A 23,563-nucleotide genomic window follows, 5' to 3' on the forward strand; every position below is an offset into this window, starting at 1 on the left:
ATCGGCCCGCCTCATGCCGGAGGATGACGCGATGGGCGACAACCGCAACACCGACTCCCAACCGCAAGCCGAGAACGACCGCGCGACCGGCAAGCCCAAGGAGCAGCCGGGGGCGAGCAAGGACGAGATGACGAAGGCGCAGGAGGACGCCGCGCGGGAGCGCGCGGAAAAAGGCGGCTATCAGTGACGGGCGTTTGATGATCGGCGCCGTCCGGTCCCGCTGAACGGCAACGGTCCGCGAGTTTGCGCCGGGGCAAAGACAGTGCCCCCGTCCCGCGTCATGGTCCCTTCCGGTCATCACTTCCGGAGGCACAGCGGACATGACGGAAACTCCCGTACCGACAGCGGTCGTCGCTGCGGACGGGGAGGCCGCCGACTGGGGGCCTCTCTCCAGTCTGCCCGGCAACCCCATGATGTGGATTCTCATCCTGGGGGAACTGGCGGCCTTCGGGGCGGTGTTCATCGGCTTTGCGGTGGCGCGCGCCCTCGACCCGGCGACCTTCGACTCCTCGCAGGCGCAGCTGGACCGTCTGCTCGGCGGCGTGAACACCATGGTCCTGGTGACGAGCGGCTGGCTGGTCGCGATCGCCGTGCGGCGCCGGGCCTCGGGCCGCCCCCATTGCGCGGCGATGCTCGGCGCAATGGCCCTCGGCGGCCTGTTCCTCGCCATCAAGGCCGTCGAGTACGGCGACAAGATCGGCCGGGGCCTGACGCTGGAGACCAACACATTCTTCCAGCTCTATTACCTTATGACCGGCTTCCACGCGATGCACGTCGCCGCGGGGATCGTGATCCTGGGCATCGTCACGTGGTGGGACAGCCTGGAGAACATGGAGACCGGAGCCGCCTTCTGGCACATGGTGGACCTGATCTGGGTGCTGCTCTACCCGATCGTCTATCTGCTGAGGTGAGCGATGGCGATCCTGACGCGCACCTTGATGGTTCTGATGCTCCTCACCGCCGTTTCGATGTGGGCTGGGCATGGCACCGGCGATCTCGGCCCGCTCGGGGTCGGACTCGTCCTCGCCGCGGGCAACGTCAAGGCCGACCGGATTCTCACCCATTACCTGGACCTTCACCGCGCGGACAGCGGGTGGCGGACGTTGTTCCGGACACTGCTCACCCTGCTGGGGGTGACGATCTTCGGGATTTACGTCCTTCTGCCGATGATTGGCCCGGCTCTGCGCTGAGGGGCGGTTCGGGCCCGTCGCCCCGGGGCGCGCCCTTCAGAGGTCAATGGCCGCGTCCGGCTCCGCCGCGATTCCCTGGCTTGACGCCGCCAGCAGATTGGCGCGGACCAGCGTCAGATGCTGGAGCAGTTCGGCGCGGGCCTTCGCCCCATCGCGGTCGAGCAGGGCGGACACGATGCGGCGGTGCTGCTCCTGATAGACCGCGCGGCGCTGCGGGGTGACGCTGCGCGCCTTCAACCGGCCCCACTCGGGCTGGTTGCGGATGTCGTTGATGGCGTCATAGATGTCCATCAGCAGGCCGTTCTTCGTCGCGGCGATGATGGCGACGTGGAGCATCCCGTCCCAATGCTCGAAGTCGGGCACGTCGCGCGCCTGGTCGGCGCGCAGCAGGCACTCCTCCAGCCGCTGCAGGTCGGCCGCGTTCGCCCGGCTGGCCGCCAGCTCCGCTGCCAGCGGCTCGACCATCAGCCGCACCTCCATCACCTCGGTCGGGCTGGCGCCGTGAATGCGCCGGACCAGATTCTCGCCGTCCTGCGGTGCGAGCAGGCGGATCGCCGCGCCGAGCGCCGGTTCCAGGCTGCCCGCGACGAAAGAACCGCGGCCGACGTGGCGGACGATCTTTCCCTGATCCTCCAACTGCCGCAGGCTTTTGCGCAACGTGTTGCGGGACACCCCGAACCGCTTCTCCAGATCCCGTTCCGTCGGCAGCTTGGTGCCGGGGCCCCAGCTGCCATCCGCGATGTTGCGCTCGATGAACTGCACGACGGCGTTGGCGCCGTTGGCCGCCCGGTCCCTGAGATTCAGCGTGTCCATTCCCGTCCTCGTTCCGAGGAGATGATCCAAACGTGCCCCAATTCTAGTCAGCTCCCGGGCGTTTCGCAACGCAATCCTTCAACCTTGCTCGGAACCAAACGTCATACTTCCATTTTTTCAGTTGACCAAACAATCACCAAGACGGCCTAATTGGCTCACAAGCTGATCCGCGGTTCTGGTTTGATGAGGAATTGGCTCAACAATGGGCGAGAAGGAAACGCCATGAAGTTTGCGACCATCCAGCTTGACGGACGCCGCGCCGTCGCGGTCATCGATCCGGACAGGAAGCGGGTTTGGCCGTTGGAATTGCTGCTCGGCGAACCGGTGGACGATCTGCTCGACGTCATCCGCCGCTACGACGAAATCAAGGGGCGCATCATCGTCGACGGGGATGGCATCAGCCTCTCCCGCGTCCGGCTGGAGGCGCCCATTCCACGCCCGGCGCGCAACATCTTCTGCGTCGGCAAGAACTACCACGACCACGCCCGCGAATTCGCCGGCAGCGGCTACGACAGCAGCGCCACCGGCGCCGCGGACGCCGTGCCGGCCCTGCCGATCTTCTTCACCAAGGTTCCGGAAAGCGTCATCGGGCCGGACGAGGCGATCCTCTACCCCCGCGGCATCAGCGAGCAGATCGATTACGAGGTCGAGCTGGCTCTGGTGATCGGCAAGGGCGGCAAGAACATCGCGCCGGAGGACGCCTACCAGCATGTCTGGGGCTACACCGTCATCAACGACGTGACCGCCCGCGACGTCCAAAAGCGGCACAAGCAGTGGCTGCTGGGCAAGTCCTTCGACACCTTCTGCCCGATGGGGCCGTGGGTCGTCACCGCCGACGAGCTGGACCCGACCAATCTCCAGGTGAAGACCTGGGTCAACGGCGAGCTGCGCCAGAACGCCAGCACCCGCGACCTGATCTTCGACATCCCGACCCTGGTCGCGACGGCGTCCGCCGGCATCACGCTGTACCCCGGCGACATCATCGCCACCGGCACCCCGGCCGGCGTCGGGCTGGGCTTCTCGCCGCCGAAATTCCTGTTCCCCGGCGACCGCGTCACGGTCGAGGTCAGCGGCATCGGCGCGCTGAGCAACACGCTCGTCTGATCAGGGGCCGGATTGGTCGTCTGATCGGCGAAAGACAACAACCATCAACCGAAGAGAGGGGCTTATGGCACCGCAATTGGCCGTCGAGGTGCACGGCAACGGCGATCCGGTCCTGCTGGTCCACGGGCTTGGCGGAACCTCCAACGTCTTCGGGCCGCAGGTCGGCGTTCTGTCGCGTTTCTTCCAGTGCATCCGGCCCGACCTCCCCGGTTCCGGACGCAGCCCCGCCGACGGGCCGCTGACCATCGCAAGCCTCGCCGACGCGATCGAGGGCGTGATGGACGAGCGCGGGCTCGACCGCGTCCATCTCGTCGGCCACTCGCTCGGCGCCATCGTCTGCCAGCATGTCGCCGCGCGCCGTCCGAACCGCGTCCGCAGCCTCGCGCTGATCGGCCCGCTTCACACGCCGCCCGACGCCGCCCGTCCGGTCATCCGCGACCGCGCGGCCAAGGCGCGGGCGGAGGGCATGGTCGGCATCGCCGACGCCATCGTCCAGGCCGGCACTTCGGCGGACACCAAGGCCAACCGGCCGGAGGTCGCCACCTTGGTCCGCGAGATCCTGATGCGCCAGGACCCGGAGGGCTACGCCCGCACCTGCGAGGCGCTGGCCGCCGCCGAGCCGGCGGACGTCGCGCGGATCGCCTGTCCGACCCTTCTGGTCACCGGCGACGAGGACGGCACGGCACCGCCGACCGCCGTTCGGGCGCTGCACCGGAAGATCGCCGGGTCGTCCCTGCGCATCCTCGACCGCTGCGGCCACTGGACGACCTTCGAACGCCCCGCCGAGGTGAACGAGGCGCTGATGAACTTCCTGTTCTCGGTGGACTGATGGACGCGCCGCCGGCCCCCGTGCGTCACATCTTGTCGGTGTGCCGCACCTGCCACCGCTACGCGGCGCGCAACGCCGGCGAACCGACGCCCGGCGAGCGGCTGGCCGACCGGCTGGAAGCGCTGATTGCCGGGACCGCGCTGGCTGAGCGGCTGACCCTGCGGCGCGTCGAGTGCCTCAGCGGCTGCCGCCACCCTTGCAACGTGTCGCTGTCCGCCTTCGGCAAGACCCGGCTGCGCTTCAACAACGTGGGGCCGGAGCAGGCGGAGCCGCTGGTCGTCCTGGCGCGCCGCTACCTGGACAGCGCCGGCGGCGAGGTGCGGGGGGAGGCGGGGCCGCTCGGGCTGGAGGCCCGCATCGCCTCCGCCGTTCCACCGCCTTCCAAATCAAACTGAGGCCCAAATCAAACTGAGGCCCAAATCAAACTGAGGCCCACAACAGACCAAGGCGACGATCCACGAACCATCACCCGAACCCACCATCACCCGCGGCGAGGCGCCAAGACAAAGAAGCTGCCCCCGCAACCGGAGGAAACGATGCCCACGACCCTGTTCACCAACGTTCAGATTCTCGACAGCACCGGTGAGAAGCCCTTCGCCGGGGAAGTGCTCGTCCAGGGCAACCGGATCGCCGAAGTGTCCCGGCAGGCCGGCGCCATCTCCCGCGAGGCGCACCGGGTGGTCGACGGCGGCGGCGCCACGCTGATGTCCGGCCTGTGCGACGCCCACACCCATTTCAGCTGGATCAACCAGGCTGGCCTCGACCCCATCGGCCTGATGCCGGTCGAGGAGCACGTCCTGGAGGCGGCGGACAACGCCCGCACCTACCTCGACTGCGGCTACACGATGTGCGTCGGCGCCGCGGCGGCCAAGCCGCGCCTGGACGTCGTCGTCCGCGACTACATCAACAAGGGCCGCCTTGCCGGGCCGCGCTACCTCGCCAACGGACCGGAGATCGCCACCATCGGCGGGTTGGGCGACCTGAATCCCAGCCACATCGGCGCCTACACCTTCGTGGAGGTCGTCAACGGCCCCTACGAGATGCGCGCCTGCGTCCGCCGCCTGCTGAAAGAGGGCGTGGACCTCATCAAGCTGAACCTGTCCGGCGAGGAGATCACCAAGTGCCGGGCCGAGGACACCCCGATGGCCGAGGACGAGGTCGCCGAGGCGGTCCGCGAGGCCCATCGCAAGCGGGGGGTGCGCATCTGCGCCCACGCGCGCAGCGCGGAGTCCGTGAAGCTCTGCGTCAAGCACGGCATCGAGATCGTCTACCACGCCAGCTTCGCCGACGAGGAGGCGCTGGATCTGCTGGAGGCCAACAAGGACAAGCACTTCGTCGCGCCCGGCCTCGCCTGGGTCTACCAGACCTGCTACGGAGCCGCCGACTGGGGCATCACCGAGGAGGTCGCCCGCAACATGGGCTATTTCCGCGAGCTCGAGGCCGCGGTCGAGACCATGAAGGCGATGCGCAAGCGCGGCATCCGCGTGCTGCCCGGCGGCGATTACGGCTTCGCCTGGACCCCGCACGGCACCTACGCCAAGGATCTGGAATACTTCGTCGAGCTGCTGGGCTTCACCCCGATGGAGGCGATCCAGTCGGCCACCCTGCTGGGCGGCGAGATCATGAACCGTCCGGGCGAGCTGGGGCTGGTGCGCAACGGCTATCTGGCCGACCTGATCCTGCTCGACGGCGACCCGCTGCAGGACATCACCCTGTTCCAGGACCGCAGCCGCATCCTGGCGATCATGAAGGACGGCTCCTTCCACAAGGAGATGACGCCGCCGGCCCGCGCGCAGGTCAGCGTCGCCGCCTGAGGCGGCGCCTCCTGCCCCTGCCGCGACCCTTCCCCCACAACAGTGGGGGAGGGAACGGGCGGGCCTTGCGCCCGCCACCCCAGCATCGGGGCCGCCGAGCATGAGATTTTACATTCTCCTGTCGCTGAACGCGCTGACCGTGGCGTCTCTGTACTTCCTGGTGGCCAGCGGCTTCTCGCTGATCTTCGGGCTGCTGCGGACCGTCAACATGGCGCACGGCGCCTTCTATCTTCTGGGCGCCTATGTCGGGTACGACATCGCGTCCTACACGGGGTCCTGGCTGCTCGGGCTGGTGGGGGCGGCGGTCGCCGTGGCCCTCGTCGGGCTGGCGATGCATCTGACGCTGCTGCGCACGCTGGGCGGCGACGAGCTTCGGCAGGCGCTGGTCACCATCGGCTTCGCCATCGTGGTCGGCGACCTGCTGCTGGCCCATTACGGCGGCATCACCTACCAGTTCACCCCGCCGGAGATTCTCTACGGCACGACACCGATGCCGGTGATCCGCGGCTACCCGACGATCCGCCTCGTGGTCATCGGCAGCGCGCTCCTGGTCGGGCTGGGGCTCTGGCTGCTGATCCACCGCACCAAGGTGGGCATGCTGATCCGCGCCGGGGTGGACGACCGTGACATCCTGTCGGCCATGGGCTTCAACGTGCAGCGGGTGCTCCTGCTCGTCTTCGCGTTGGGCGCCGGTCTGGCGGGGCTGGCGGGGGTGATCGGCGGCAGCGCCCTGTCGATCTCGCCGGGGGAGGACGCGCGGTTCCTGCTGTCCTCGCTGGTCGTCGTCATCATCGGCGGCATGGGCAGCCTGGCCGGGGCGGCGCTGGGCGCGCTCCTGATCGGCTTCGCCGAGCAGTTCGGCCTCGCCTTCATCCCGAACTACGCGACGCTGCTGACCTTCCTGCTGATGGTCGCGGTTCTGGCGGTCCGGCCCCAGGGCCTTCTCGGACGGGGATGACGACGATGCCTCAGCAACTCCTTCGCCATCCGGTCCTCTGGCTGGCCCTGGCCGGTCTGGCCTTTCCGCTGGTCGCCAGCGAGTTCTGGGTCGGCACCGTCGCCGCCCGCGTGCTGATCATCGGCACCATGGCGCTGAGCCTGACCTTCCTGACCTCCAGCGCCGGTCTGGTGTCCTTCGCCCAGGCCGGGGTGGCGGGGGTGGCGGGCTACACGCTGGCGCTGCTGTCGCCCAACATCACCGGCGTCGGCGTGGCGGTGCCCTGGCCGCTCGCCGTCGGGGCGGCGCTGGGGATGGGGACGCTGGCCGGCCTGCTGGTCGGCTGGGTGTCGGTGCGGTCCAGCGGCATCTACCTGCTGATGATCACGCTGGCGATGTCGGTCAGCCTGTTCTACCTCGTCTCGCAGAACACCGAGGTCTTCAACGGCTTCGACGGCATCAACGGGCTGAAGCCGCCGGAGCTGTTGGGCATCGACCTGCGGGCGCCCATTCCCTTCTACGGCATGGCGCTGGCCGCCGCCGTCCTGTCGGCCGCCGCGGTCCTGCATCTGGACCGCACGCCCTTCGGCCTGCAACTGCACGCCCTGCGCAACGCCCCGCGGCGGGTCGCGGCGCTCGGCTTCAGCACCACGCTCCTGCGCATCGCCGCCTTCGGCATCGCCGGGCTGATCGCCTCGGTCGGCGGAGTCCTCAACACGTGGTTCAGCGGCCAGATGTCGCCGGGGGCGGTGGACGTGCACGCGGCGGTCAACCTGCTGGTCGTCGCGGTGCTGGGCGGCATCCGTCACCCGCTGGGCGCCTTCCTGGGGGCCGCCGCCTTCGTTCTTCTGGAGAACTACGCCGCGTCGGTCATCGACCGCGAGCGCTTCAATCTGGTGATCGGGGCCGTCTTCATCGTGATCGTCCTCTTCGCGAAGGACGGCCTGATCGGACTGATCCAACAACTGCGCGCCCAGATCAAGCCGGCCTGGACCGGCGTGTGCGCGAAAAACGGGAGGAAAACGGTATGAAGACGACCTTGCACACGGTGCTGGGCGCCGCCGGTCTCGCGGCTCTCCTGTCCGGCACGGCCTTGTCACCGGCCTTTGCGCAGGATATCCGCATCGGCGCGCTGGCCACCTTGGAAGGCCCCTTCGCGCAGTCGGGCCTGGACGGCATGCGCGGCGTGGAGCTGGCGGTGGACGCTTTCCAGGGGCAGGTCGCCGGCAAGCGGATCGTGCTGGTGAAGGAATCCTCCAACGCCAAACCCGATGTGGCGGTCGCCAAGACCCGCAAGCTGATCGAGCAGGACAAGGTGGACATCGTCGTCGGCCCGCTGTCCGGCGGCGAGGGCATCGCCGTCAAGGAATACGCCAAGTCGGTCCCGTCCAAGACCTTCGTCAACGGCACGTCGGGTGCGCAGGACACGACGCTGCGCGACCCAGCGCCGAACTTCTACCGCTTCACGCTGGACGGCGCGCAATGGCAGGCCGGTCTTGGCAGCTACGCCTACGAGACCAAGGGCTACCGGAACATCGCCGTCGTGTCGGAGGATTATTCCTTTCCCTATTCCCAGGTGATGGGCTTCCAGGCGGAATACTGCAGCCGCGGCGGCAAGATCTCCCAGAAGAACTGGGTGCCCGTCGGCACCAAGGACTTCACCTCGGTCATCGCCAAACTGCCGGACAAGGTGGACGCCGTGTATGTGCTGCTGGGCGGGGCGGACGCGGTGAACTTCCTGACGCAATATTACCAGTCCGGCGGCACGGCGCCGCTGATCGGCAGCAGCGTCACCGTGGACCAGACCGTGCTCAGCTCCAAAGGCGCCTTCAAGAACAAGGTGCTGGGGATGATCGCCGCCGGCCCGGTCGCCGATTCCAACGACGACCCGAAGTGGGTCGAATTCGTCAAGGCCTACAAGGCGAAGTTCCCGGACGGGCTGGAATCGCCGTCGCTGTTCGCCCACGGCTATTACGTCAGCACGCTGGCGGTGCTCCAGGCGCTGGATCAGGTCGGCGGCAAGCTGGACGACGGGCAAAAGGCGTTCCAGGCGGCGTTGGCGAAGACCGAGCTGACCGACCGCTCACCGACCGGCGCGATCCGGCTGGACGAGAACCGGCAGGCCATCGCCGACAATTTCGTGACGGAGGTCGCCCAGCGGCCCGATGGCGCCTTCTTCAGCAAGGTGGTGAAGGTGGCGAAGGGGGTCGATCAGGCGCTGGGCATGGACCGGGCCAAGTTCCTGGCGCTCGGCACGGCCTCCCGCGACAACCCGTCCTGCAACTGACCGCCGCGCCCGAACGCCGCGTCCTCCGGAGGTCCGCCATGCCCACGCCGCCGATCCTGACCGTCCAGGACGTGTCCATCAGCTTCGGCGCCGTGCGCGCGGTGAACGGGGTGTCCCTGGCGCTGGCGCCGGGGGAGCGCCACGCCCTGCTCGGCACCAACGGGGCCGGGAAGACGACGCTGTTCAACGCCATCTCCGGGGAGGTGCCGCTGACCGCCGGCGGCATCGCCTTCAAGGGGCGCGATATCTCGCGCCTGCGCCCGCACCAGCGGGCACGGCTGGGCATCGGGCGCACCTTCCAGACCAGCCTGACCTTCGCCGACCGCTCGGTGGAGGACAATCTCCGCGTCGCGGTGATGGGCAGCCGGGGGCCGCGCTTCAGCGTCCGGCCCTGGCGGCACCATCGGGAGCAGGTGGAGGCGGCGCGGGCCTGCGCGGCGCGCTTCCGGCTGGACGAGGTGCTGGCCCAGCCGGTCGGCACCCTGTCCTACGGCCAGCAGCGCGAACTGGAGATCGCCATGGCGTTGGCCGGGGAGCCGGAGCTGCTGCTGATGGACGAGCCCGCCGCCGGCATGTCCCCGCAGGGCCGCGGCCGTCTGGTCGAGATCCTGCGCGGGCTGCCGCGCCGCATCACCATGCTGTTCGTGGAGCACGACATGGACGTGGCGCTGTCGCTGGCCGACCGCATCACCGTGATGCGGGACGGCGCGGTGGTGGCGTCGGGCACCCCATCCGACATTCGCGCCAACCCCCTGGTTCGGGAGATCTATCTTGGTGGAAAGCACTAACGCGCTGGTCGTCAGCGGGCTGGAGGTGCGGCGCGGTGCGCTTCCGGTGCTGCACGGCGTCGAATTGCGGCTCGACGGGCCGAGCCTTGCGATCCTCGGCCGCAACGGGGCGGGAAAGACGACGCTGTGCAGCGCGCTGATCGGGCTGCTGCCCGCCGGGCGGGGATCGATCCGCTTCAACGGCGTGGAACTGGCCGGGCGCAAGCCGCACGACATCGCCGGGCAGGGGGTGTCCATCGTCCCGCAGGGGCGGCGGGTGTTCCCCTCGCTCACCGTGGACGAGCATCTGCGCCTGATGCAGGGCCGGCGGCCCGGCCCCTGGACGGTGGAGCGCGTCTATGCGGTCTTCCCGAGGCTGGCCGAGCGCCGCCGCAACTTCGGCAATCAGCTCTCCGGCGGCGAGCAGCAGATGCTGGCCATCGGGCGGGCGCTGCTGACCAACCCGCGCCTGCTGATCCTCGACGAACCGTCGGAGGGGCTGGCCCCGAAGATCGTCGATCACCTGCTGGAGGTGCTGGGCGGCCTGCACCGCGACGGCACGTCCGTCCTGATCGTCGAGCAGAACCTGCGCGTCGGCACCAGCGCGGCGGAGCGCGTCGCCATCATGTCCGGCGGCCAGATCGCTCTGGTCACGTCTTCCAGGGAGCTGTGGGAGGACGAGGGCCTGCAGCAGCGCTATCTCGGCGTGTCGGCCCATTGACCCCATTGGAAGAGGACAGGCGTGGATGAGGCTTTCAAACACATTCGCCGTCGTCACCGGCGGGTCGGACGGCATCGGCTATGCCATCGCGGAGGCCTTCGCGCGGGAGGGGGCGGATCTCTGCCTCGTCGCGCGCAACGCCGAGAAGCTCGCCGGCGCGGCGGCGCGGCTCGCCGCGAACGGAGCGCGGGTCGTGACCGTTGCCGCGGATCTGGGGCAGCCGGACGGGCTGGAGCGGGCTGCGGGGGAGATCGGCGGCTTCGGCCGGCCGGTCCATACGCTGGTCAACAACGCCGGAACGGCGACCTTCGTCCCCTATCTGGAGGCCGACCGGGCGCAGTACGAGCACAACGTCGCCCTGAACGTCACGGCACCCTTCTTCCTGACGCAGGCGCTGGTGCCGCTTATGCCCGCCGAGGGGGGAGCGGTCATCAACATCTCGTCCTATTTCGCCGGGAAGATGCTGCCGGGGCGGCCGTCGAGCCTCTATTCGCTGACCAAGGGGGCGCTCAATTCCCTGACCAAGGCCATGGCCTACGAGCTGGCGCCGCGCGGCATCCGCGTCAACGCCATCGCGCCGGGCACGGTGGACACCGAGCTGCGCCGCCGCACCATCGCCGCGATGCCCGAGGACGGGCAGCGCGCCATGGCGGAGCTGGTCAAGCGGCTCTACCCTCTGGGCCGCATCGGCCAGCCCGGCGATCTCGGCGGCATCGCCGTCTTCCTGGCCTCGCCGGAGGCCGCCTGGACCACCGGAGCGGTCTTCGCGATCGACGGCGGCCTGACGGTGACCTGATCTTTGACCGGCACCTGACCGCCGCCGATCGCGGGACCGCGTCACTCGTAGCGGATGCTGACCGCCGAGGCCGCCTTCAGCGCCCGGTCGCGCGCGTCGTCGGTGTCGGTGCCGGCGGCGAGCGCCACGCCCATGCGGCGGTTCTTGCGGGTCGTCGGCTTGCCGAACAGGCGGACGTCCACGTCGTGCTCCGCGCTGCCCACGCGCATGGCGTCGGCCAAGCCTTCGATGGCGAAGCGCTCCGCCTCGCGGTCGGCCAGGATGACGGCGGAGGCGGCCGGGCCGTGCACGCGGATCGCCGGGATCGGCAGGCCAAGGATGGCGCGGGCGTGCAGGTCGAACTCCGACAGGTTCTGCGACAGCAGGGTCACCATGCCGGTGTCGTGCGGGCGCGGCGACAGTTCGGAGAAGACCACCTCGTCCTTGGTGACGAAGAATTCCACGCCGAAGATGCCGTAGCCGCCGAGATTGTCCACGACCTTGGCCGCCATCGCCTTGGCGTCGTCCAGCAGCGCCGCGGGCATCGGCACCGGCTGCCAGGATTCCTGGTAGTCGCCGCGCTCCTGCCGGTGGCCGATCGGCTCGCAGAACAGGATGCCCTCACGGGTGCGGACGGTCAGCAGGGTGATTTCGTACTCGAAGGGCACGAACTCCTCGACGATGACCTTCCGGCGGTCGCCGCGCATGTTGGCGACCGCGTAGGTCCAGGCGGCCTCCAGCTCCTCCCTGGTCCGGACGGTGCTCTGCCCCTTGCCGGAGGAGGACATGACCGGCTTGATGACGCAGGGCAGGCCGGTGTGCTCCGCCCCGGCGACCACCTCCTCCAGGCTTTCGGCGTAACGGTACTTGGAGGTGCGCAGGCCCAGCTCCACCGCGGCGACCTCGCGGATGCGGTCGCGGTTCATGGTCATGGTGGCGGCGCGGGCGGAGGGGACGACGGTCAGGCCGGCATCCTCGAACTCGTGCAGCACCTCGGTGCGGATGGCCTCGACCTCCGGCACGATGAAGTCGGGCTTGTGCTTGGCGATGGCCGCGCGCAGGGCGTCCGCGTCGAGCATGGAGAAGACCTCCGCCGCGTCGGCGACCTGCATCGCCGGGGCGTTGGCGTAGCTGTCGCAGGCGATGACCTCGCAGCCGAGGCGCTTGGCGGCGATGACGAACTCCTTCCCGAGTTCGCCCGAGCCGAGAAGAAGGATTTTGGCCGTGAACATGCGCGGACTCCCGTGACGCAAACCCGTGACGCAACTGCCCGCGGAGCTTTACCCCAACACGGGCCGTGCGTACACGGCCGACTGCATGCGTACGCCGCATGGACCGGGCGCTATTGCAGGCTGCCCCAGCGCCGGGTGGAGGGTTCGGCCAGCGCCCAGCGCCATTGGCCGTCCTTGGCCCGGCAGATCGTCGTGACGTTCAGGTCTGGCGTGTCGTCCAGTGTGAAGACCACGTCCTTGCAGGGGATCGCCTCGCCGAAGCCGCGGGCCACCTGCACCGTGCCGGTCTTGCCGCTCAGCGGCAGCTTCTCCTCCACCGTCCAGGTCGCCGATTGGCCGACGGTGAGCGGACCGGCGGCGCGGGCGACGGCGTTGTGGACGTTGTCGGTGATCCGCCGCTCGGCGTATTTCACGCCCTGGTCGATGCCGTAGCTGGCCCCGGCGCCGGCGATGATGCCCAGCACCGGGTTGCCGGTGGCCGAACCGACCGTCGCCGCCACGCCCGCCGTGGTCACCCCGGTGACCGCCGAACCGAACCCGGCGCAGCTGGACAGCGCGAGAAGGGCGGCGGGGAGGAGGACGCAGCGGAGCGGAGACGCGGTCATGGAGCGGCACGGTCTTGTGGGCGGACCGCGGCACCCTATCCGTTCGGATGGGGAAGCCACCCGTGGCCAAAGCGTGACCTTCACGGGGCGATGTCCCTCTCCCGCCCCGGGAGAGGGTGGCCCGAAGGGCCGGGTGAGGGTAAAGCCGAGGATCAAGGCGCTTGTCCGTTGCCGGGACCCTCACCCTTCCCGCGCTTTGCGCGGGCCCCTTCCCTCTCCCGGGGCGGGAGAGGGGACTCAATGGCCATTGTCGTATGGACGGTGGCGGGCGCAGCCCCCATGCTTTGGAGGGGCGGCTACGGAAGAAGCAGGATCGGTATGGCGGGCAGACGCAGATGGATGGCGGGCGCGGGAGCCGGGCTGCTGCTCGCCCTGCTGGTTGGGCCGGCGGCGGCGGAGCGGATCGTCACGGACTCCTCCGGGCGCCGCGTCGCCCTGCCGGACCGGGTGGAGCGCGTGTTCCCCGCCGGGCCGCCGGCCTCCGTCGTCGTCTACATGCTGGCGCCCGAGAAGCTGCTGGGCTGGACGCGGGCGATCAGCCCGCCGGAATGGCCCTTCCTGCCCGACCGCTACGCCGACCTGCCGGAGTTGGGACGACTGACCGGGCGCGGCAACACCGTCAACCTGGAAACCGTGGTGGCGGCGAAGCCGGACGTCGTCGTCGATGTCGGCAGCACCGCCCCGACCTTCGTGTCGCTGGCCGACCGCGTGCAGGAGCAGACGCGGGTGCCGACCCTGCTGATCGACGGGCATCTCGCCGACTCCGCGCGCACCTTCCGCACGCTCGGCACGTTGATGGGCGTGGCGGAGCGGGGGGAGGAGTTGGCCCGCTACGCGGAAACGACCCTGGCCGAGGTGCGCCGACGCTTCGACGGCGTGCCGGAGGACAAGCGGCTGAAGGTCTACATGGCGCGCGGGCCGCGCGGCCTGCAGACCGGCATCCGCGGCTCCATCAACGTCGAGGCGCTGGACGTCGCCGGGGTGCGCAACGTCGCGGCGGAAAACCTCGGCAACGGCGGGCTGGTCAACGTGTCGATGGAGCAGGTGCTGGCCTGGCAGCCGGACGCCATCGTCACCATCGACCGCGGCTTTTACGAGAGCGTGTGGACCGACCCGCTGTGGCAGGGGGTGAAGGCGGTGCGCGACCGGCGCGTCTACCTCTCGCCGGGGCTGCCCTTCACCTGGATCGATTCCCCGCCCGCCGCCAACCGCCTGCTCGGCCTGCGCTGGCTGGGCGCCGTCCTCTATCCGGAGCTGTTTCCGGAGGATCTGCGCGAGGAGACGCGACGTTTCTATGCCCTCTTCTACCACCGGGAACCCACCGCGCAGCAGATCGACGCCCTCCTTGCCGGCAGCCGCCCGCCGGGGTGAGGTCCCCTTCGCGCTGACTCTGGGCGGGGTGGCCGCGCTGCTGGTCATCGCGGTCTGCGTCGCCTTCAGCACCGGTGCCTATCCCGTCACGCCGGCGGAACTGGCCGGGCTGCTCGCGGCGAAGCTGGGCCTCGGGAGCGCCGCCGTCGCCCCGGCGGTGGAGACGGTGATCTGGGACATCCGCGGTCCGCGCGTGCTGACCGCCATGCTGGTCGGGGCGGGACTGGCCGCCTCGGGAGCAGCGTACCAGGGGCTGTTCCGCAACCCGCTGGTCTCGCCGGACATCCTCGGCGTGTCGTCGGGGGCGGCGCTGGGCGCGGTGCTGGGCATCTTCGCCTCGCTGCCGGTCCTCGCCATCCAGGGCATGGCCTTCGCGGGCGGGCTGCTGGCGGTGGGGGTGGTGCTGGCCGTCGCCTCGGCCATCCGGGGTCGCGACCCGGTGCTGGTCCTGGTGCTGGGCGGCGTGGTGATCGGGGCGCTGCTGGGCTCCGGCGTGGCTCTGCTGAAGTATCTGGCCGATCCCTACAACCAGTTGCCGGCGATCACCTTCTGGCTGCTGGGCAGCCTGTCGGCGGTCAACCGGGGCGACCTCGCGGCGCTGGTCCCGCCGGTGGTGGTAGCGCTGCTGCCGCTGGTCCTGCTGCGCTGGCGGCTCGACGTGATGACGCTGGGCGACGAGGAGGCGACGGCGCTCGGCGTGCCGGTGCGGGTGGTGCGGATCGTGGTGGTCGCCGCGGCGACGCTGATGACCGCCGCCGCGGTGTCGGTCAGCGGCATCGTCGGCTGGGTCGGGCTTCTGGTGCCGCACCTCGCCCGGCTGATGGTCGGCCCGGCCTTCGTCCGGCTGCTGCCCACGGCGGTGCTGCTGGGGGCGGCCTATCTGCTGGCGGTGGACACGCTGGCGCGCAGCCTGGGGCCGGTGGAACTGCCGCTGGGCGTCCTGACCGCGGTCATCGGCACGCCGGTCTTCCTCTGGCTGCTCGCCTTCGGAAAGCGCGGCTGGTCATGAGCGCACGGCTGTCGGTGGAAGACCTCGCCTTCGGCTACGGCGAGCGGGTGGTCGGCGCCGGGGTCGGCTTCGACGTGGCGGCGGGGGAGGTGCTGTGCCTGCTCGGCCCCAACGGCGGCGGCAAGACGACGCTGTTCAAGACGCTGCTCGGCCTGCTGCCGCCGCGCGGCGGGCGGGTGCGGGTCGATGGGGAGGACACCGCCGGCTGGTCGCCGCGCCGCCGGGCGCTGGCCTTCGGCTATGTCCCGCAGGCGGGAGCGGGGCAGTTTCCCTTCACCGTGCGCGAGATGGTGCTGATGGGCCGCACCGCCCACCGCGGCGCCTTCAGCGCCCCCGCCGCGTCCGACCACGCCGCCGCCGAGGCCGCGCTGGAACGGCTGGGCATCGCCCATCTGGCCGAGCGCGACTGGCTGCGCATCAGCGGTGGCGAGCGGCAGATGGCCCTGATCGCCCGCGCGCTGGCCCAGGCGCCGCGCGTGCTGGTGCTCGACGAGCCGACCGCCAGCCTGGATTTCGGCAATCAGGTGCGCGTTCTGGAGCAGGTGCGGCGGCTGGCGGACGGCGAGGGGGCCGAGGGCCTGACGGTCGTCTTCTCCACCCACCACCCGGAGCAGGCCTTCGCCATCGCCGACCGGGTGGCGCTGCTGCACGGCGGGCGGCTGGCCCGCTTCGGCACACCGGAGGCGGTCATCACCGCCGCCATGATGCGCGAGGTCTACGGGACGGAGGTCGAGGTGGTGGCGGTGGGGGCGGACGGGATGCGGGTGTGCCTGCCGGTCGGGCTCAAGAGGCCGGGCTGAGGCGGGCTCAGGTCCGGTAGGACGGGGAGAGCCGCCCCGCCGCCGGTGACTTCGCGTAGCGCAGCGCGATCAGCCCCAGGAGGATCGCCGCGTAGACGAAGGGTGGGTACTGCCAGCCCTTGACCAACATGACGTAATGGACGCAGCCCGCCGCCCCGGCGACGAACACCGCCTTGTGCAGCGCCTTCCAGCGCCGCCCGCCGAGCCGCCGCACCATGCCGTTGGTCGAGGTCGCGGCCAGCGCCGTCAGGATCACGAAGGCGCCCATGCCGACCGTGATGTAGGGCCGCTTCACGACGTCCTTCCACACCGCCGCCCAGTCGAAGAACTGGTCCACCCCCACATAGACGGAGACGTGCAGCAGCGCGTAGAAGAAGGCGAACAGCCCGATCATCCGGCGGAACCGTGCCAGCCCCGCCTGACCCGTGAGGATGCGCAGCGGCGTGACGGCCAGTGCTACCAGCAGCAGGCGCAGCGCCCACAGCCCGCTCTGCCGCACCGCCTCGGCCACCGGCTCCGCCCCCAGCCCGCCGCTCACGCCCAGCCAGACCATCCAGCCGAGCGGGGCCAGCCCCAGGGCGAACACCAACGGCTTCGCCCAGCGCGCGGCGAGCGCCCGGGCGACCGGTCCTTTCGACGCGGCGGCCATCTCAGTAGTTCTTCCGCAGATCCATGCCGGCGTAGAGCGACGCCACCTCCTCGCCGTAGCCGTTGAAGGGCAGCGTCTTGCGGCGGGAGAACTCGCCGACGCGGCGCTCCGTCGCCTGGCTCCAGCGCGGGTGGTCGACCTCCGGGTTCACGTTTGAATAGAAGCCGTACTCGCGCGGCTGCGAGCGGTTCCAGGAGGTCGGCGGCTGATCCTGCGTCAGGGTGATGCGGACGATCGACTTGATCGACTTGAAGCCGTACTTCCACGGCACGACCAGCCGCACCGGCGCGCCGTTCTGGTTGGGCAGCGTCTCGCCGTACATGCCGACCGCCAGGATGGTCAGCGGGTGCATGGCCTCGTCCATGCGCAGCCCCTCGACATAGGGCCATTGCAGCACGGGATACTTCAGGCCGGGCATCTGCGAGCGGTCGGCCAGGGTCTGGAAGGCGACGTACTTGGCGTTGCCGGTCGGGTCGACGCGCTTCAGCAGCTCGGCCAGCGGGAAGCCGACCCAGGGGATCACCATCGACCAGCCCTCGACGCAGCGCAGGCGGTAGACGCGCTCCTCCAGCGGGAAGGACAGCAGATCCTCGATGCCGAAGGTGGTGGGCTTGCCGGCCTCGCCGTCCACCGCGATCTCCCACGGGCGGGTGCGCAGCGTGCCGGCATTCTCGGACGGGTCGGTCTTGTCCGTCCCGAACTCGTAGAAATTGTTGTAGCTGGTCGCCGACTTCATCGGAGTCTGGGCGTCCAGCTTGGGATCCTTCGGGCTGATCGTCAGCGGAGCCTGGAAGGGGGCGGCCAGCGCCGGACCCGGCGCGACACCCGTGCCGCCGAGCGCCAGGGCTGCGGCGCCTCCGGCGATGATGGAACGCCGGGACAGGAACAGGCCGCGGGGCGTCACCTCGTTCTCGCTGGCTTGCGACGCGCTCCGGACTTTGATGAGCATGAACACTCTCCACAGGAAAGCCGCCGGGAGGCGACAGCGCCCCCCGTCCCTCATCTAGCCTTGGTCGCCGGTCCCGGCAAATCAAGCGCGGGACACGAGTTCGTGAGCGTGACGTGAGGTCAGTCTTCCGGAACCGCCGTGACGGCGCCGCTTTCGGACGCTTGGAGGATCGTCTCGATCAGCCGGTGGACCTTCAGCGCCTCCCGCCCGGACACGCGCGGCTGGGTGCCGTGGTCGAGCGCGTCGAGGAAGTCGGCCAGCACGGCGCGGTGATGGGCGTTGGAGAAGGCCATGGGGTCGGCCCCGCCCCCCAGCGTGCCCGCCGTCTCCCCGGCCTGGACCGTCCCGCCGGAGCGCAGCTGCACCTCCAGCCGGTCGCCGGTCAGCAGGGCGGAGCCGGCGGTGCCGGCAATCTCGATGCGCTCCGGATAGCCGGGATAGGCCGCGGTGGTGGCATCCACCGTGGCGAGCAGCCCACCGTCGTAGCGCAGGGCGGCGCACACCACGTCCTCGGTGTCGATGGGGCGCAGGCCGCTGGTGTTGGCGAAGGCGGCGACCTCGCGCGGCAGGCCGAGCAGGCTGACATAGAGGTCGAGCGTGTGGATGGCCTGGGTCAGCAGCACGCCGCCGCCGTCCCGCGCCTTCATGCCGCGTCCCGGCTGGGCGTAATAGGCGTCGTCGCGCCACCAGCGCACCACGACGGAGGCCGACAGCGGACGCCCAAGCGTGCCGGTGCGCAGCAGCTCCGCCAGCCGTTCCGCGGCGGCGCGGAAGCGGTGCTGGAGCATGACGCCCAGCGTCAGCCCGGCGCGTTCCATGCTCTCCACCACGGCGCGGCAGCCGGCGGGGGTGGCGTCGAGCGGCTTTTCCAGAAGGACATGCTTGCCGGCGGCGGCGCAGCGGGCGACGAGGTCGGCGTGGGTGTCCGGCGGGGTCAGCAGCAGGACGGCCGAGACGGTGGGATCGTCGAGGATCGCCTCCGCCCGGTCCACCGCCGGCAGGCCGAAGCGCGCCGCGAAAGCGGCGCGCCGCTCGGCCGACGGGCTGAAACAGCCCGCCACCTCGACGCGGTCCGCCAGATCCAGCAGGCTCTGGGCGTGCGGCGTCGCCGCCATGCCCAGCCCGATCACGCCGACGCGCCGCCGCATCCGGCTCAGCCCTGGGCCAGGGCGGCGGCCTCGCGGGCCAGCCGCTCGATCTCGGACCAGCGGCGCTCCTTCACCGCGTCGGCCGGGGTCAGCCAGGTGCCGCCGAGCGCGAAGACATTGGGAAGCGACAGGATCTCCTTCACATGCTCCGCCTTGAGGCCGCCGGTCGGGCAGAAGCGGATCTCGGGCATCAGCGGCGCCATGCCGCGCAACGCCGGGGCGCCGCCGTTCAGCATCGCCGGGAAGAACTTCAGCTCGCGGAAGCCGTGCTCCATGGCGATCAGCGCCTCGGCCACCGTGGCGATGCCCGGCAGATAGGGCAGGCCGGCGGTCTTGGCGGCCTCCGCCAGACGGTCGGTCAGGCCGGGGCTGACGACGAAGCGGGCGCCGGCGTCGCGGGCCTGGGCGAACTGCTCCGGCCGGATCAGCGTGCCGAGGCCGACCAGGGCACCGGGAACGCGGGCGGCGATGGCCTCTGCGCAGGCGAGGGCCGCGGGGGTGCGCAGCGTCACCTCCAGCGTGGTCAGGCCGCCGGCGACCAGCGCCTCGGCCAGGGCGACCGCGGTGTCCGGCTCGTCGAGCACGAGGACCGGGACGATGCGCGGGCCGGACAGGGAGGGTTCAAGACGCGGGTGGGTCATGTCAGGGCCTCGGCAGGAGAGAAGTACAGTGGGGTGGCGAGCCGCATGTCGTCGATGGTCAGCAGCAGGCCGTCGATGTGGTCGCCGAGCGCCTTCACCGCGCGGTCGGGGTCATGGTCCGCGATGGCGGCGACGATGGCCTCGTGCTCGGCGATGACGGTCGCCAGGCGGCCGGGATAGGGAAGGGTCATGTGGCGGCAGCGGTCGATCTGCACCTTCACCTGCTGGGTGATCGGCCAGAAACCGGGATAGCCGGCGATGTCGGCGATCAGCGCGTGGAACGTCTCATCCGCCTGATGGAAACCGTCGGCGCAGCCCGAGGCGTCGACCTCGCGCTGGCGCTCCAGATTGGCCTGGAGGGCGGCGATCTGGCTGCGCGTCGCGCGTTCCGCGGCGAAGCGGACGGTCGCCTGCTCCAGCGTCTTGCGGATCAGGTTGGCTTCCGGCAGGGCGGCGATGGGGATGCGCGCCACGAAGGTGCCCGATTGTGGAAAGACTTCCACCAGCCCCTCGTCGGCCAGCCGCAGGACGGCCTCGCGCACCGGGGTGCGGCTGACGCCGAAGGCCTCGGCCACCAGCTTCTCCACGATCGGGTCGCCCGGCTTGCGGGCCAGCGACACGATGTCGGCCCGCAGATCGCGGTAGATGGCTGCTGCCGCCGTGGTCCCGCGCTGCGACGCGCGGGGCGGCTTGACGGCGACGGGAGCGGTCGTGGTGAGGCCGATCGCGGCTTGACCCGTGGATGGTTGGCCTGGGGGCATGGAGGGTCCCTCCGTCAGGGGATCAGCCGTCCAGCACGGACGCCATGGCGTCACGCGGGATGACGGCGCCGCGGTGCTGGATGACCACGGCGGCGATGCGGTGGGCGGAGCGCGCCGCCTCCACCGGGCCGAGGCCCTTCAGGCGGGCGCTGAGGTAGCCGGCGCTGAAGCTGTCGCCCGCCGCGGTGGTGTCCACGACCTTGGCGACCTTCTCCGACGGCACGGTCTCCTCCAGGCCGGGGGCGGAGACGATGCAGCCCGGCTTCTCCAGCTTGAGCACGATCTCCGTCACCCCGGCGCCGCGCACGCGGGCCATGGCGGTGTCGGCATCGGCGTCGCCGTAAAGGCCGCGCAGATCCTCGACGCCCGGCAGCGCGATGTCGGTGCGTCGGAGCATCGCGTCGTAGGCGCGCTGCGCCGTCTCGCGGTCGGGCCACAGGCGGGGGCGCCAATTGGTGTCGAAGGCGACGCGGCCGCCGCGCTCGCGCAGGCGGTCGAGCATGGGGAACAGCACCTCCCGCCCGCGTTCGCCCCAGATGGCCAGGCTGATGCCGGACATGTAGAGCAGGTCGTAACCTTCCAGGTCGGCGACCAGCGCCGGGCTGTCGGGCAGGACGAACAGGTCGCGGGCCGGCGCGGAATCGCGCCAGTAGAGGAAGCGCCGCTCGCCGCTGTCGTCCGTCTCGATCATGTAGAGGCCGGGGACGCGGTTGGGGACGCGCAGCACATGACCGGTGCCGACCCCCTCGGCCTCCCAGGTGGCGACCATGGCGTCGCTGTTGGTGTCGTCGCCCAGCGCCGTCACGTAATCCGTTGCCACGCCCAGCCGCGCCATGTAGACGGCGGTGTTCAGGGTGTCGCCGCCGAAGCCCATGGTGAAGGTCCCGTCGGGACGGCGCACCAGTTCGATCATGCATTCGCCAAGGGCCGCAACCCGGCGCGCGGACTCACCCATCGCCATCCCCCGTCCGGCGGTCAGGCCCGCCGGTCCCTGCTAAAGAGTTCGAACGACACGGGTTTTTAGTCCCGTGCCTCCTGGGGTCAAGTATACTAATATATCAATGCCAGAGGCAAGGCTTTTCGGGCGGTTGTCATGGTACGGACGCTGCGGCGTTTTGCTGCTGCTTCTTGCGCAGCCGCTCGCGGTGGGCGGTGTAGAGGCCGCTGGCGATGATGATCCCGGCACCCAGGAAGGTCCAATGGTCGGGCAGCGCCCCGAAGATCAGGAAGCCCAGAAGCGTGGACCAGACGATCTGCACGTAGGAGCAGGGGGCGAGCACCGACGCCTCGCCGAAGCGGTAGGCCTGGACCATCAGCCATTGCCCCATGGTCGAGACCAGCCCGATGAGGGCGCCCAGCGCCACCTCCGTTGCGGTCGGCATGGCGAAGTTGAAGGGCAGCAGCACGGTCAGGACGGCAAGGCCGGTCAGGGCGGACCAGATCAGGGTGGTGGTGGGATGCTCCTGTCCGGTCATCTTGCGGGTGATGACCACGCCGGTCGCCCAACTCATCGCCGACAGGATGGGGAAGATGGCCGCTGGCTGGAAGGCCGCCCCGCCGGGCCGGATGACGATCAGCACGCCGAGCAGCCCGACCAGCACCGCCGCCCAGCGGCGCGGCCCGATCTTCTCGCCCAGCACCAGGATCGACAGCACCGTGACGAAGACCGGCGAGACGTAGCTGGTCGCCGCCGCCTCGGCCAGGGGCAGGTAATGCATGCCCATGATGAAGAACAGCGCCGACCCCAGCATCCCAAGCCCACGCAGCACCTGGAGGCCGGGGCTGGCGGTCCTCATCACCGTCGGTCCGCCGCGGATCATCAGCGGCAGCAGCAGCGTGGTGAAGCCGACATAGCGCATCCAACCGATCTCGATGGAGGGCAGCGTCTGGGCCAGATACTTCGCCGTCGCGTCGGAGCAGGAGAAGAAGAACACCGCGGCGACGACCATCAGAATCCCGCGCACGGGATCGTCGCGGCGCTCGCTGCCGTATGACGGGACAGTCCGGGCGGCGGACACCCCTTCCGGGGGGCGGGAACAGTCGGGCATGGCCGGGGGGCGTTTCCAGGCAGGAGGGCAGCAAGCGGAAAGGATGGCCCGGGTCTCTGCCCGGTTAACCATCAGGTTACTGATATATCATGCCTGGGAACAATGGTGCGGAGCGTCATGGCAGCCATACGGCCAGCCCTGTGGCGCCATGTCCTGGCGCCCCGACATGGCGCCAGGATCCGGGCCTCCGATCAGCCGTCGCCGCGGTCGATGGCGGCGGGGCCGCGCAGGGCCGAGGTGACGGCGGGCGCCGGGCGCAGCAGGGGCGTCGGCGGGTTGATCGGCAAATCCATCAGGCCGCGGCGGGCGGCGTTGCGCTCCATCTCGTAATCGGGGTCGGGGAAGCGTTGCAGAAGCGTCTCGTAAGTGTCGCGCGCCGCGGCGGGACAGCCCAGGATGCGAAACGCCTCCCCTTGGCGCAGCAGCGCGCCGGCCTCCGTCCCGCGGTGGTAGGAGGTGAGGCTGGCCGCCACGGCGAACCAGCGGTCATAGGCGGTCCACAGCGCCTCCACCGTCGGCCCCTCGCACCGCCCGGCCTCCACCGCGGCCTCCAGCGCCTGCCGGTAGGCGGTGTCGGGCGCCGGGCTGGTCATCGCGCATCCGCCCGCCAGCAGGAGAACGCCCGCAAGCGCGGTTCCGGCAATCGCCTGTCTGCCGCAGGTTCTGTTGCGGGTCGGCATCGGTTCCTCTCCCCCCGTTCGCATCCTCTCGCCACCAGTGAAATACAGCCGGGTTAAAGCCCGGTTCAAGCCGGTGGAATGGCGTGTGCGGAGGTGCGGCGTTGCGAGCAACTCGGGAGGAAAATGCTTCGAATTTCGTGGCAAAGAGCAGCCAAGAATCTACGCCTTAACGGATATTAAAAGTCATATAAAAGCGGGCCGTAACATTATCGCTTGAGGTAAGCCGGATGGTTGACTCGCGGTACAGGAAGGCTATTACCTGGGGGTGTGAGAAAATAAAGCACTCGGAATTAAGGAAAATTTTAAGTGCCTCGTCCTCCCGTCCTGTAGTTGAAACCCCTGTTGCGGAGAATCCCATGCGCGCTGTCCTGGTTGAACCGAACCCCCTGATCGCCGACGCGCTCGGCCGTCAGCTCGGCATGGGGAAGATCCG

Annotated in this window: 27 protein-coding genes and 1 pseudogene; 17 read left to right on the forward strand and 11 right to left on the reverse strand. The window is 70.0% G+C overall.

The features are described 5' to 3' along the window. The first annotated feature begins 31 nt into the window (after positions 1-31). From H0B54_RS27425 to H0B54_RS27435, 3 genes are all read left to right on the forward strand, one after another. Complete coding sequence (locus H0B54_RS27425; protein WP_188262960.1) at positions 32-187, forward strand: hypothetical protein; 156 nt, start codon at positions 32-34, stop codon at positions 185-187. A 133-nt stretch (positions 188-320) separates the two neighbouring features. Then, positions 321-911, forward strand: a complete 591-nt coding sequence (locus tag H0B54_RS27430; protein ID WP_188262961.1) for a cytochrome c oxidase subunit 3 family protein — start codon at positions 321-323, stop codon at positions 909-911. 3 nt (positions 912-914) lie between these two features. Continuing rightward, positions 915-1,190: a cytochrome C oxidase subunit IV family protein gene (locus H0B54_RS27435; protein ID WP_188262962.1), complete on the forward strand. Its 276-nt coding sequence runs from the start codon at positions 915-917 to the stop codon at positions 1,188-1,190. A gap of 36 nt (positions 1,191-1,226) precedes the next feature. On the opposite strand, the gene H0B54_RS27440 is transcribed toward H0B54_RS27435, so the two are convergent. Further along, the gene (locus H0B54_RS27440) at positions 1,227-2,003 is read right to left on the reverse strand and encodes a FadR/GntR family transcriptional regulator (protein ID WP_188262963.1); all 777 of its coding nucleotides are present in this window, start codon (positions 2,001-2,003) and stop codon (positions 1,227-1,229) included. A gap of 222 nt (positions 2,004-2,225) precedes the next feature. On the opposite strand from H0B54_RS27440, the gene H0B54_RS27445 reads away from it, so the two are divergent. From H0B54_RS27445 to H0B54_RS27490, 10 genes are all read left to right on the forward strand, one after another. Beyond that, positions 2,226-3,107 carry a fumarylacetoacetate hydrolase family protein gene (locus H0B54_RS27445; protein ID WP_188262964.1) on the forward strand — a complete coding sequence of 294 codons (882 nt, stop codon included), beginning with the start codon at positions 2,226-2,228 and terminating at the stop codon, positions 3,105-3,107. A 64-nt stretch (positions 3,108-3,171) separates the two neighbouring features. Beyond that, positions 3,172-3,936, forward strand: coding sequence for an alpha/beta fold hydrolase (locus H0B54_RS27450; protein ID WP_188262965.1), 765 nt, complete (start codon positions 3,172-3,174; stop codon positions 3,934-3,936). Then, positions 3,936-4,331, forward strand: coding sequence for a DUF1636 domain-containing protein (locus H0B54_RS27455; protein WP_211109597.1), 396 nt, complete (start codon positions 3,936-3,938; stop codon positions 4,329-4,331). The genes H0B54_RS27450 and H0B54_RS27455 overlap by 1 nt, the downstream gene beginning before the upstream one ends. A gap of 141 nt (positions 4,332-4,472) precedes the next feature. Next, complete coding sequence (locus tag H0B54_RS27460) at positions 4,473-5,750, forward strand: metal-dependent hydrolase family protein (protein ID WP_094306612.1); 1,278 nt, start codon at positions 4,473-4,475, stop codon at positions 5,748-5,750. Between the two features lie 100 nt (positions 5,751-5,850). Beyond that, positions 5,851-6,708 (forward strand): branched-chain amino acid ABC transporter permease, encoded by an 858-nt coding sequence (locus tag H0B54_RS27465; protein WP_188262967.1) that lies wholly within the window; start codon positions 5,851-5,853, stop codon positions 6,706-6,708. A 5-nt stretch (positions 6,709-6,713) separates the two neighbouring features. Further along, positions 6,714-7,718 carry a branched-chain amino acid ABC transporter permease gene (locus tag H0B54_RS27470; RefSeq protein ID WP_188262968.1) on the forward strand — a complete coding sequence of 335 codons (1,005 nt, stop codon included), beginning with the start codon at positions 6,714-6,716 and terminating at the stop codon, positions 7,716-7,718. After that, entirely contained in the window at positions 7,715-8,974 is a 1,260-nt protein-coding gene (locus H0B54_RS27475; RefSeq protein ID WP_188262969.1) for an ABC transporter substrate-binding protein, read from the forward strand. The genes H0B54_RS27470 and H0B54_RS27475 overlap by 4 nt, the downstream gene beginning before the upstream one ends. Positions 8,975-9,012: 38 nt before the next feature. Continuing rightward, complete coding sequence (locus H0B54_RS27480; protein ID WP_188262970.1) at positions 9,013-9,762, forward strand: ABC transporter ATP-binding protein; 750 nt, start codon at positions 9,013-9,015, stop codon at positions 9,760-9,762. Then, entirely contained in the window at positions 9,749-10,462 is a 714-nt protein-coding gene (locus H0B54_RS27485; protein WP_343069039.1) for an ABC transporter ATP-binding protein, read from the forward strand. Before H0B54_RS27480 ends, H0B54_RS27485 begins: the two co-directional genes overlap by 14 nt. A 25-nt stretch (positions 10,463-10,487) precedes the next feature. Beyond that, a complete protein-coding gene (locus H0B54_RS27490; RefSeq protein WP_188262971.1) occupies positions 10,488-11,258 on the forward strand; it encodes an SDR family NAD(P)-dependent oxidoreductase in 771 nt (256 codons plus the stop codon). Between the two features lie 41 nt (positions 11,259-11,299). Here the strand turns inward: H0B54_RS27490 and purT are convergent, their stop codons facing one another. Continuing rightward, positions 11,300-12,469, reverse strand: coding sequence for a formate-dependent phosphoribosylglycinamide formyltransferase (gene purT, locus H0B54_RS27495; protein ID WP_188262972.1), 1,170 nt, complete (start codon positions 12,467-12,469; stop codon positions 11,300-11,302). A 110-nt stretch (positions 12,470-12,579) separates the two neighbouring features. Next, positions 12,580-13,074: a hypothetical protein gene (locus tag H0B54_RS27500; protein ID WP_188262973.1), complete on the reverse strand. Its 495-nt coding sequence runs from the start codon at positions 13,072-13,074 to the stop codon at positions 12,580-12,582. 339 nt (positions 13,075-13,413) lie between these two features. Here H0B54_RS27500 and H0B54_RS27505 point away from each other — a divergent pair, with 339 nt between their 5' ends. From H0B54_RS27505 to H0B54_RS27515, 3 genes are read left to right on the forward strand one after another with little or no spacing between them, the layout of a single operon-like run. After that, positions 13,414-14,445 carry an iron ABC transporter substrate-binding protein gene (locus tag H0B54_RS27505; protein WP_188262974.1) on the forward strand — a complete coding sequence of 344 codons (1,032 nt, stop codon included), beginning with the start codon at positions 13,414-13,416 and terminating at the stop codon, positions 14,443-14,445. Beyond that, entirely contained in the window at positions 14,420-15,454 is a 1,035-nt protein-coding gene (locus H0B54_RS27510) for a FecCD family ABC transporter permease (RefSeq protein ID WP_246472897.1), read from the forward strand. Before H0B54_RS27505 ends, H0B54_RS27510 begins: the two co-directional genes overlap by 26 nt. Then, complete coding sequence (locus H0B54_RS27515) at positions 15,451-16,254, forward strand: ABC transporter ATP-binding protein (protein WP_188262975.1); 804 nt, start codon at positions 15,451-15,453, stop codon at positions 16,252-16,254. Before H0B54_RS27510 ends, H0B54_RS27515 begins: the two co-directional genes overlap by 4 nt. Before the next feature lie 7 nt (positions 16,255-16,261). Here the strand turns inward: H0B54_RS27515 and H0B54_RS27520 are convergent, their stop codons facing one another. The 8 genes from H0B54_RS27520 to H0B54_RS27555 all read right to left on the reverse strand — a co-directional run bounded on the left by H0B54_RS27520 (position 16,262) and on the right by H0B54_RS27555 (position 23,043). Continuing rightward, positions 16,262-16,903 carry a protein-methionine-sulfoxide reductase heme-binding subunit MsrQ gene (locus tag H0B54_RS27520; RefSeq protein ID WP_188262976.1) on the reverse strand — a complete coding sequence of 214 codons (642 nt, stop codon included), beginning with the start codon at positions 16,901-16,903 and terminating at the stop codon, positions 16,262-16,264. 1 nt (position 16,904) lies between these two features. Further along, positions 16,905-17,852: a protein-methionine-sulfoxide reductase catalytic subunit MsrP gene (gene msrP, locus H0B54_RS27525; protein ID WP_188262977.1), complete on the reverse strand. Its 948-nt coding sequence runs from the start codon at positions 17,850-17,852 to the stop codon at positions 16,905-16,907. Positions 17,853-17,971: 119 nt separating this feature from the next. After that, complete coding sequence (locus H0B54_RS27530; protein ID WP_188262978.1) at positions 17,972-19,000, reverse strand: Gfo/Idh/MocA family protein; 1,029 nt, start codon at positions 18,998-19,000, stop codon at positions 17,972-17,974. Between the two features lie 5 nt (positions 19,001-19,005). Further along, positions 19,006-19,641, reverse strand: a complete 636-nt coding sequence (gene eda / locus H0B54_RS27535) for a bifunctional 4-hydroxy-2-oxoglutarate aldolase/2-dehydro-3-deoxy-phosphogluconate aldolase (protein WP_188262979.1) — start codon at positions 19,639-19,641, stop codon at positions 19,006-19,008. Continuing rightward, a complete protein-coding gene (locus H0B54_RS27540) occupies positions 19,638-20,402 on the reverse strand; it encodes a GntR family transcriptional regulator (protein WP_188262980.1) in 765 nt (254 codons plus the stop codon). Before H0B54_RS27540 ends, eda begins: the two co-directional genes overlap by 4 nt. A gap of 22 nt (positions 20,403-20,424) precedes the next feature. Next, complete coding sequence (locus tag H0B54_RS27545; protein ID WP_094306629.1) at positions 20,425-21,357, reverse strand: sugar kinase; 933 nt, start codon at positions 21,355-21,357, stop codon at positions 20,425-20,427. 136 nt (positions 21,358-21,493) lie between these two features. Next, positions 21,494-22,450 carry a DMT family transporter gene (locus H0B54_RS27550; RefSeq protein WP_188262981.1) on the reverse strand — a complete coding sequence of 319 codons (957 nt, stop codon included), beginning with the start codon at positions 22,448-22,450 and terminating at the stop codon, positions 21,494-21,496. A gap of 191 nt (positions 22,451-22,641) precedes the next feature. Next, positions 22,642-23,043 (reverse strand): hypothetical protein, encoded by a 402-nt coding sequence (locus H0B54_RS27555; RefSeq protein ID WP_246472899.1) that lies wholly within the window; start codon positions 23,041-23,043, stop codon positions 22,642-22,644. Between the two features lie 314 nt (positions 23,044-23,357). Here H0B54_RS27555 and H0B54_RS30090 point away from each other — a divergent pair. Continuing rightward, positions 23,358-23,563: pseudogene (locus H0B54_RS30090) on the forward strand (hypothetical protein); the annotation flags it as partial.

The sequence above is a fragment of the Azospirillum tabaci genome, assembly GCF_014596085.1.
Classification (GTDB): Bacteria; Pseudomonadota; Alphaproteobacteria; order Azospirillales; family Azospirillaceae; genus Azospirillum; species Azospirillum tabaci.

Excerpts from the sequence above, each read along its gene's own strand:
- H0B54_RS27425 (WP_188262960.1), top strand. The coding sequence starts at position 32 with ATGGGCGACAACCGCAACACCGACTCCCAACCGCAAGCCGAGAACGAC.
- H0B54_RS27430 (WP_188262961.1), top strand. The coding sequence starts at position 321 with ATGACGGAAACTCCCGTACCGACAGCGGTCGTCGCTGCGGACGGGGAG.
- H0B54_RS27435 (WP_188262962.1), top strand. The coding sequence starts at position 915 with ATGGCGATCCTGACGCGCACCTTGATGGTTCTGATGCTCCTCACCGCC.
- H0B54_RS27440 (WP_188262963.1), bottom strand. The coding sequence starts at position 2,003 with ATGGACACGCTGAATCTCAGGGACCGGGCGGCCAACGGCGCCAACGCC.
- H0B54_RS27445 (WP_188262964.1), top strand. The coding sequence starts at position 2,226 with ATGAAGTTTGCGACCATCCAGCTTGACGGACGCCGCGCCGTCGCGGTC.
- H0B54_RS27450 (WP_188262965.1), top strand. The coding sequence starts at position 3,172 with ATGGCACCGCAATTGGCCGTCGAGGTGCACGGCAACGGCGATCCGGTC.
- H0B54_RS27455 (WP_211109597.1), top strand. The coding sequence starts at position 3,936 with ATGGACGCGCCGCCGGCCCCCGTGCGTCACATCTTGTCGGTGTGCCGC.
- H0B54_RS27460 (WP_094306612.1), top strand. The coding sequence starts at position 4,473 with ATGCCCACGACCCTGTTCACCAACGTTCAGATTCTCGACAGCACCGGT.
- H0B54_RS27465 (WP_188262967.1), top strand. The coding sequence starts at position 5,851 with ATGAGATTTTACATTCTCCTGTCGCTGAACGCGCTGACCGTGGCGTCT.
- H0B54_RS27470 (WP_188262968.1), top strand. The coding sequence starts at position 6,714 with ATGCCTCAGCAACTCCTTCGCCATCCGGTCCTCTGGCTGGCCCTGGCC.
- H0B54_RS27475 (WP_188262969.1), top strand. The coding sequence starts at position 7,715 with ATGAAGACGACCTTGCACACGGTGCTGGGCGCCGCCGGTCTCGCGGCT.
- H0B54_RS27480 (WP_188262970.1), top strand. The coding sequence starts at position 9,013 with ATGCCCACGCCGCCGATCCTGACCGTCCAGGACGTGTCCATCAGCTTC.
- H0B54_RS27490 (WP_188262971.1), top strand. The coding sequence starts at position 10,488 with ATGAGGCTTTCAAACACATTCGCCGTCGTCACCGGCGGGTCGGACGGC.
- purT (WP_188262972.1), bottom strand. The coding sequence starts at position 12,469 with ATGTTCACGGCCAAAATCCTTCTTCTCGGCTCGGGCGAACTCGGGAAG.
- H0B54_RS27500 (WP_188262973.1), bottom strand. The coding sequence starts at position 13,074 with ATGACCGCGTCTCCGCTCCGCTGCGTCCTCCTCCCCGCCGCCCTTCTC.
- H0B54_RS27505 (WP_188262974.1), top strand. The coding sequence starts at position 13,414 with ATGGCGGGCGCGGGAGCCGGGCTGCTGCTCGCCCTGCTGGTTGGGCCG.
- H0B54_RS27515 (WP_188262975.1), top strand. The coding sequence starts at position 15,451 with ATGAGCGCACGGCTGTCGGTGGAAGACCTCGCCTTCGGCTACGGCGAG.
- H0B54_RS27520 (WP_188262976.1), bottom strand. The coding sequence starts at position 16,903 with ATGGCCGCCGCGTCGAAAGGACCGGTCGCCCGGGCGCTCGCCGCGCGC.
- msrP (WP_188262977.1), bottom strand. The coding sequence starts at position 17,852 with ATGCTCATCAAAGTCCGGAGCGCGTCGCAAGCCAGCGAGAACGAGGTG.
- H0B54_RS27530 (WP_188262978.1), bottom strand. The coding sequence starts at position 19,000 with ATGCGGCGGCGCGTCGGCGTGATCGGGCTGGGCATGGCGGCGACGCCG.
- eda (WP_188262979.1), bottom strand. The coding sequence starts at position 19,641 with ATGACCCACCCGCGTCTTGAACCCTCCCTGTCCGGCCCGCGCATCGTC.
- H0B54_RS27540 (WP_188262980.1), bottom strand. The coding sequence starts at position 20,402 with ATGCCCCCAGGCCAACCATCCACGGGTCAAGCCGCGATCGGCCTCACC.
- H0B54_RS27545 (WP_094306629.1), bottom strand. The coding sequence starts at position 21,357 with ATGGGTGAGTCCGCGCGCCGGGTTGCGGCCCTTGGCGAATGCATGATC.
- H0B54_RS27550 (WP_188262981.1), bottom strand. The coding sequence starts at position 22,450 with ATGCCCGACTGTTCCCGCCCCCCGGAAGGGGTGTCCGCCGCCCGGACT.
- H0B54_RS27555 (WP_246472899.1), bottom strand. The coding sequence starts at position 23,043 with ATGACCAGCCCGGCGCCCGACACCGCCTACCGGCAGGCGCTGGAGGCC.